The organism is Trichocoleus sp. FACHB-591, assembly GCF_014695845.1.
Classification (GTDB): Bacteria; Cyanobacteriota; Cyanobacteriia; order FACHB-46; family FACHB-46; genus Trichocoleus.
This window is the reverse complement of sequence record NZ_JACJPA010000102.1, coordinates 283,979-290,528: the sequence shown is the minus strand read 5'-3', so window position 1 is coordinate 290,528 and position 6,550 is coordinate 283,979. Positions and strand designations below refer to the sequence as shown.

The 6,550-nt window shown below is 49.3% G+C and carries 4 protein-coding genes; 3 read left to right on the top strand and 1 reads right to left on the bottom strand.

The window, feature by feature from the left end; translation table 11 throughout:
- Positions 1–113 precede the first annotated feature (113 nt).
- From H6F90_RS21395 to H6F90_RS21385, 3 genes are all read left to right on the top strand, one after another.
- Entirely contained in the window at positions 114–1,268 is a 1,155-nt protein-coding gene (locus H6F90_RS21395) for an AZOBR_p60025 family cell surface glycopolymer formation protein (protein ID WP_370588062.1), read from the top strand.
- Positions 1,269–1,347: 79 nt separating this feature from the next.
- Positions 1,348–2,418 carry a D-alanine--D-alanine ligase family protein gene (locus tag H6F90_RS21390; protein WP_190554215.1) on the top strand — a complete coding sequence of 357 codons (1,071 nt, stop codon included), beginning with the start codon at positions 1,348–1,350 and terminating at the stop codon, positions 2,416–2,418.
- A 123-nt stretch (positions 2,419–2,541) separates the two neighbouring features.
- On the top strand, positions 2,542–3,213 hold the full coding sequence (locus tag H6F90_RS21385; protein WP_190554214.1) for a hypothetical protein: 672 nt from the start codon (positions 2,542–2,544) through the stop codon (positions 3,211–3,213).
- Positions 3,214–3,265: 52 nt separating this feature from the next.
- Here H6F90_RS21385 and H6F90_RS21380 read toward each other — a convergent pair whose 3' ends face one another.
- Positions 3,266–6,355, bottom strand: coding sequence for a CHAT domain-containing protein (locus H6F90_RS21380; protein ID WP_190554213.1), 3,090 nt, complete (start codon positions 6,353–6,355; stop codon positions 3,266–3,268).
- Positions 6,356–6,550 lie beyond the last annotated feature (195 nt).

The window sequence follows — 6,550 nt, the reverse complement described above, 5'->3', positions numbered from 1 at the left end:
TCGCGTACCAAAGCGGCAGAACGATTTATCAGCTCAAGCATGGGATGCTCTCGGACTACCTGATTGAGCAACTCAAGCACCCGTCCGTACAAATGACTCTTGCGTAAGTCCTGATGCAGTTAGACTCATTTTGGCGAAAGTCACAACCCGTACTAATCAGTACAATTGTGGCAACTTTGGTTGTCATGGCGATCGCCTTCAGACTTTATTCTTATACTTTTGCAGGCAATATCACGGGGTTTTTCCATATTGGTAATGTTTTGCCTCTTTCCCCTTACCTGCAGGGCCAAGATGTTTTGGTTAATCCCAGTGGGGGCTACGATGGACAAATGTTTCTCAGCTTAGCGCTTGATCCCTTCTTACAGGCAGACGGAACGATTCAAGCTCTCGATAATCCACCCTATCGTTACCGCAGAATTCTCTATCCACTGCTGGGATACTTTTTAGGATTTGGGAATTCCCAATTCATTCCTTATGCTCTAGTAGCCATTAATTGTTTTTCGATTATTTCTATTGTTTTTTTTATTGGTCTCACGATTCATCACTACAAATCATCAATTTCAATTTATCAATCATTGTTTGCTCTAACAGTTCCGGGAGTATGGATCGTTCTTTCTCTCTCTACTGCCGATTTATTGAACAATCTTTTCCTAGTTGTTGCTATTTACTTTTATCGCAGTTTTCGTCCCGTTTATACTACTACATTACTAGCGGCAGCTTGTTTAACTCGTGAGACAACACTGTTGATATGGCTAGCCTTTATCGCCACTAGTTTTTATGAGCAAAAATGGCAGCAGTTGAAGCATTTATTTTGGGCCTGGATACCATTAGGAATTTGGAGCCTCTATGTTGCGAAGCGCCTACCTCCTCAGCCTACAGATCTCAAGATTGAGGGATTTGACTTTTTTCTAGCAGGAATCCTTAAAAAATTTCTCTTCTCTATCAAAATGGGACCTATTATTGGTAACCTCGTAGAGGTTGGAGCTTTCATTCTATTGATTAGCGTGTTGCTCACAGGTTTATTCATACTTTATAAACAGCCGCAAAACAATCAAATTATTCTAAGTAATACCTTAATTTACAGCCTAATTTTCTCCGTGAGCAGCATGGGCATTTTGATGTTCCAGCAAGGTTACAACCGAGTTTTCGTCGGAGCTTACTTTTTGCTATTGCTCACTCTCAGCCCTCAGTTATCTTTCCTAAAAGTTGCGATCGCGACATTTGCGAGTGTAATTACAGCTAAATATCTTATAGACCTACTGGTTTAAACAGCGGTAGGTGTTCACTGAGGGTAGTCATTGAGAGTATGGTAGTTAGGCTAGAAAAAATTGCCTGGAGGACGCCATAATGACGAAGCTGCGGGTGGGGTTGCTGTTTGGCGGTTGCTCAGGAGAGCACGAAGTTTCAATTCGCTCGGCCAGGGCAATCGTCAACGCCTTAAACACAGACCCAAATCCTAGCAAGTACGAAGTGCTGCCTTTCTACATCCAAAAAGATGGCCGTTGGCAAGCTCCAGAAGTTGCTCAGTCAGTTCTAGAGTCTGGCGTGCCGCTGCCCTCCGAAGAAACATCCTCAACAGCTAGTAGCCGCACTCATCTTTGGCAGTTTCCACCCCTAACCGCCGAAATCGATGTTTGGTTTCCTATTCTGCATGGACCCAACGGCGAAGATGGCACGATTCAAGGTTTGTTGCAGTTGATGCAAGTACCTTATGTTGGGTCAGGCGTGCTAGCTTCCTCGGTAGGGATGGACAAGATCGCCATGAAGAGCGCTTTTGCTCAGGCAGGTTTGGCACAAGTCAAATATATGACGGTCAACCGCTCCCAAGTTTGGTCTAACCCCTGCGTGTATCCCAAACTCTGTGACGAAATCGAAGCGACCTTGGGCTATCCCTGCTTTGTTAAGCCTGCTAACTTAGGTTCTTCAGTCGGTATTGCCAAGGTGCGATCGCGCGCTCAACTAGAAGCAGCATTAGACAGTGCCGCGAGTTACGATCGCCGCTTAATTGTCGAAGCTGGAGTCGTGGCTAGAGAAGTGGAATGCGCAATTTTAGGGAATGACCAAGCGCAAGCCTCTATCGTTGGAGAGATCACTTACACCAGTGACTTCTACGACTATGAAACAAAGTACACGGAAGGGCGAGCCGATTTACATATTCCTGCTCCTCTACCAGAAGCGATCGCCGCTCAAGTGCAAACACTGGCCTTGCAGGCATTTGCTGCGGTCGATGCAGCGGGATTAGCGCGAATTGACTTCTTTTATGTGGAGTCTACGGGGGAAGTGTTGATTAACGAAATCAATACATTACCTGGCTTTACCGCGACTAGCATGTATCCTCAACTGTGGGCCGCTAGTGGGGTTGCCTTCCCAACCTTGGTTGATCAACTCATTCAGTTTGCTCTGGAGCGACATTCCTAAAACCAAATCACAATTTTTGGCGAGAAGGCGATCGCTTCAGTACAATCTAGAGACAACAGAGAATTCTAGCTAAAATCCCTATTTCTAAACCCTTTGGACTCCCTAGCCAAGATGAAAGTAGCTATGGTTAACCAGACTCATCCCCATCGGCAGCCACAGCTTTTGGGTACGACTTCACAACTGATACAAAAGCATCCTTTTATCCTTTGGGGAGCGTCTTTAGTCTTAGTCCTACTGCTGGGAGGATTTGCCCTTAAAGGGTTAATTTATCCTGGTCCTGTTGACCCTGTCGAGCCTGGTGAGCCAAAAGTAGCCACAGCGCCCGCCAAAGTTCCATCTCCTAAGCTTCAGGAGCAAAACCTCAATCTATGGTTATTTAGTGCTGTTGCCTTGGGATGTGCAGCCGGTTCTATTTTCATTTCTCGACGAATTGAACGAATGGAGCCGAAGCCCCAGCAAGCACAGCCAAAGTCAAAGCAAAGAGCCATGCCCTTTCAAATGAATGCGGCTCAAAAACGTCAGCCTGCAACAGCGACTCGCCGCCCCAGCTCACCTATGCGCCGCAAAAAAGCAGCAGCGGTTTCAGCCAAACGAGCCAATGCTCCAGCGACCACTGTTCTCCACGCTGAGCCTGTACGCATGAGTCAAAGGGGCTACTCACCAAGCCCTGTGATCATAGAACCAGTCGTCACTGTGGTTCCAGAGAACGAAAGCCATCCTTTAGACTGGGGCGAGGCGAGCTTAGCAGAGATGATGGACCTGCGCAAACAGAAACCTCTTTCCTCTTTGCTTTAGCTCTACGGCCAGAACCCCGTGGAGCTTAGTGCAGCCCAAGAAAAATTTCATCTTAGGTTTGCGACTGAAGTTTAGCGATCGCTCCCCAGTCCTTGATCGTAGATTCGGTCCACATCCAGTTTTTGCTTAAGGCATCGGGCTGGAAGGCCACTGGATTCTCAGTCATCACTTTTTGATAAAGCTTGAGCGCTTCATTTTGCAGGTTAGCGCGTTGCTCGGCAGGTTGACTTTGGGCAGACTTGGCTAGCACTAGGGCTAGGCCAGCATAAGCCATCAGATTCTCTTGGTTCCCTGGCTTCGCAGTTGCGGCTGACGCAGTTGCTGCCGTTGGAGTGGAAGCAATGACACCTGACTCAGATGGCGTAGTCGTTTGCGCTTCTTCTTGCAAGTAGAGTGCTTGGAACCAAGCCCGATTAGCTCGGTCCCAATTCTGCTCAGCGTAGTAAGCGAAGCCTAAGGCATTTTGATACAGCGCTAAGGATGCTGCATCCGTCTGTTCAGCTTCAGCTTGTTGACGAACCGCAGTTTCCCAGTAGCGACGGGCATCATCAACGCTATAGTCTTGGTTGCCCGTTTGCATGGACTGCCAAGCCAAGCGACCGCGTAAAAAACTCACGGCTGGATCATCAATCACAGTATTAGGAACAGCAGCCAAGGCAGCACTGGCTTGAGGCAAGGCTCCACGATCCAGCAGTTCTGCGATCGCTTGTTGCCCTGCGACCAGTTGTTTCCGACTTAGGTAGTCAATAGCAGCGGCTGTGACTGTAGCCGTATTAGTTGCTTTCAGGTCTAATGTAGTTTGGTTAGTTTGCGGATCAATGGCAAAAGAACTGTTGGAGTTGTTGGAGATAGATTCGGGCAAGGTTGGAATCGAAACTTGAGGACTTCGGTTTCGCTGGAACCACCAAAAACCTAGCAAAGCGATCGCCGTGACTCCTGCTGCCGCCAAGATCAGCCACAACTTAGAGCGTCTACGAGGCTGCTGCAACCAAGCGCCCCAGCCGCTAGAACTCCGACGAGGATATTCAGGCTGTAACGCTGAGTTTCTACCTGTGGTTGAGTTCGTGCCGCTAGGCAGTGCCGCTAGGCTCACCGCTTGTTGATACGCTGTTTTAGCTTCTGCAACCTTGCCTTGCTTGTATAGCGCTAAAGCCAAGTTACTATACACCTCAGCCAAGCTGGGGTTAATTTTTAGGGCTGCTTGGTAAGCAGCGATCGCATCTGCAAAGTTACCTTGCTGATAGAGGGCTAATCCTAGCTGGTTGTAGGCATCAACATCATTGGGATTTGCTTGAATTGCTCTTCGAGCCGTGGCGATCGCGGTACTAGCATTGGTAGGGGCAGCTAAGCCTTGCTCCAAATCCGAGAAGACTTGACTTAAGCGCGGATCGATCGCTGGGTTGGTAGGCGGCGTTTGGGGTGGCGGGTTGTGAGGAGGCGTGGACTTAGGCGAGGTAGGTTGGGGTTTGGGTGAGCCTGGCAAATCCAGATAAGGGGGGCGCTGAGACTCTGATCGGAGATTTTCAGCCGCAGGAGCAGACAAAAACGGTTCTTCTGCGGTCAGTTGGGGATCGGCAGGATTTTTTGACAACTGCTCAATCAGCTCAGCCACTAAAGCCGAGTCGGCTTCAGACCCGAACTCATCATCAAACTCCAGATCATCTAACTCACCTAGGTCTTCGTCACCATAGTCATAGGGATCGTCCTCTAAATCTGCTGCTATACCATTGAGGGACTGAGCAGAGGCTAGAAAGGCTTCTTCGTCAACCAAACCAGAATGCTGAGCCTCTCCTAGAGGAGTTAAATGATTGGTAGGGCGATCGCTAGGACTCCGCCAACGTGCAGTCGCCATTTCTTGAGCCGCACTGTAAAGGTCCGGTACGTTCCCAGTGATCAACTGCCCATCAAATTCGGGATGCAGATAGAGAATGGGCAAAGCCCAGTACAACTGGTGAGAACCATAGGCCGAGATCAAACCCTGACGTGCCCGACTCAAGCTGAGATCCACTGGATACCCTTGCTTCAGATTGCGATAAAACAAGCGGGTTAAGGTCAGTGCCACATCATCTGGAATCCGCTCTGCCATTGCCAATACGCCAGGAATGCCCCGCTGCACCAAAGCTTCAGCGAGATTCTGTTCGCCAATCTCATGCTCCAAATCTGAAGTGGCGGTATAGGCACTACGGCAGGAGTTAAACACCACCATGCGGATGCCATTGTTGACCAAAAGCCCAGCCAAGTCATCTCCACTCAGCACCTCAGTTAGCCCAGTTTTGCCGTTCACCAGGTAGAGGTTGCCTCCTGCGGCCCCTAAGTTGCTGTGGCCCGCATAGTGCAAAACCTGAAACTGGCCTTGCTCTAAAGCTTGAGTCAATTGCTCGCGATCGGGTTGGTCTAAGATCGTCAACTGAATTTCTGCTGTGCCGCCACCTGCTTCTGAGGCAGCTCCATGACGGCCACGCAATTCTTCTTGTAGGTGTAGTGCTTCACGTTTCAGCTCCAGTTGCTCTTGATCCGTTGGAGCTGCGATCGCCATCAAAATCTTGAGCGGTTGTTGCGACTCACGCATCAACTCTCTCAGAGCTGTCGTTGCCCCCACTAAACCTGGGCTGGGTTGATAGCGAGAAAATAAAACATCTGTGCCCGTCGCTAAAGGCCGAGAAGCGCCACCTACGCGATGCCGTTCTCCGGTGTGCAATACCTCCCACGGCAAGCGAACTAAGCGGGCTCCTTTTAAACCTAAACGCAAACGCAAAACTTCTCGCCGATGCTGGGCAATCCCTTGCGCGGTCATCCAGCTATCGCGGATCGTACCCTGGAACAAAGCATTATAGAGCTGCTGTCCTAATGCTACCAAATGCCGTGGCGGTAGATTTTGGTTAGGCTCGCTGCCTCCGAGCACCAAGTCCAGTTCGCGATCGCCTGGGTTATGCAGTTTATCTATCCCAGGATCAAAAGCATCTTCCTGCAACAATCCCAGCAGCGGGTCGTTCATCAACTGACGCGCCTGATTTAGCCACTCTTCAACGGGCCAAACCACTTGTTCTTCAGCTAGGGGTACCCCTGGGGCCACTCGCTCCGTCCGTATTAAATACTCATCTTCCCCAACTGGGGTAACAGAAAGATGAAATTCCTGCGTCACAGCTACACTCCGCAAGACCATTAACCTACAAATGCACTCCTGCTCTCAAGCTCTTTTTTGAGAGCTTCCATCCACCACTGATGCCAAATCGGCTCTCACTCTACTCTAATAACAATCCTGCCCAAAAGCTTGAAATGAGCTAGAGCGAACGGAGAAGTTACAGAAAGCACAACATCCTTCACTCTTTAAGGAATG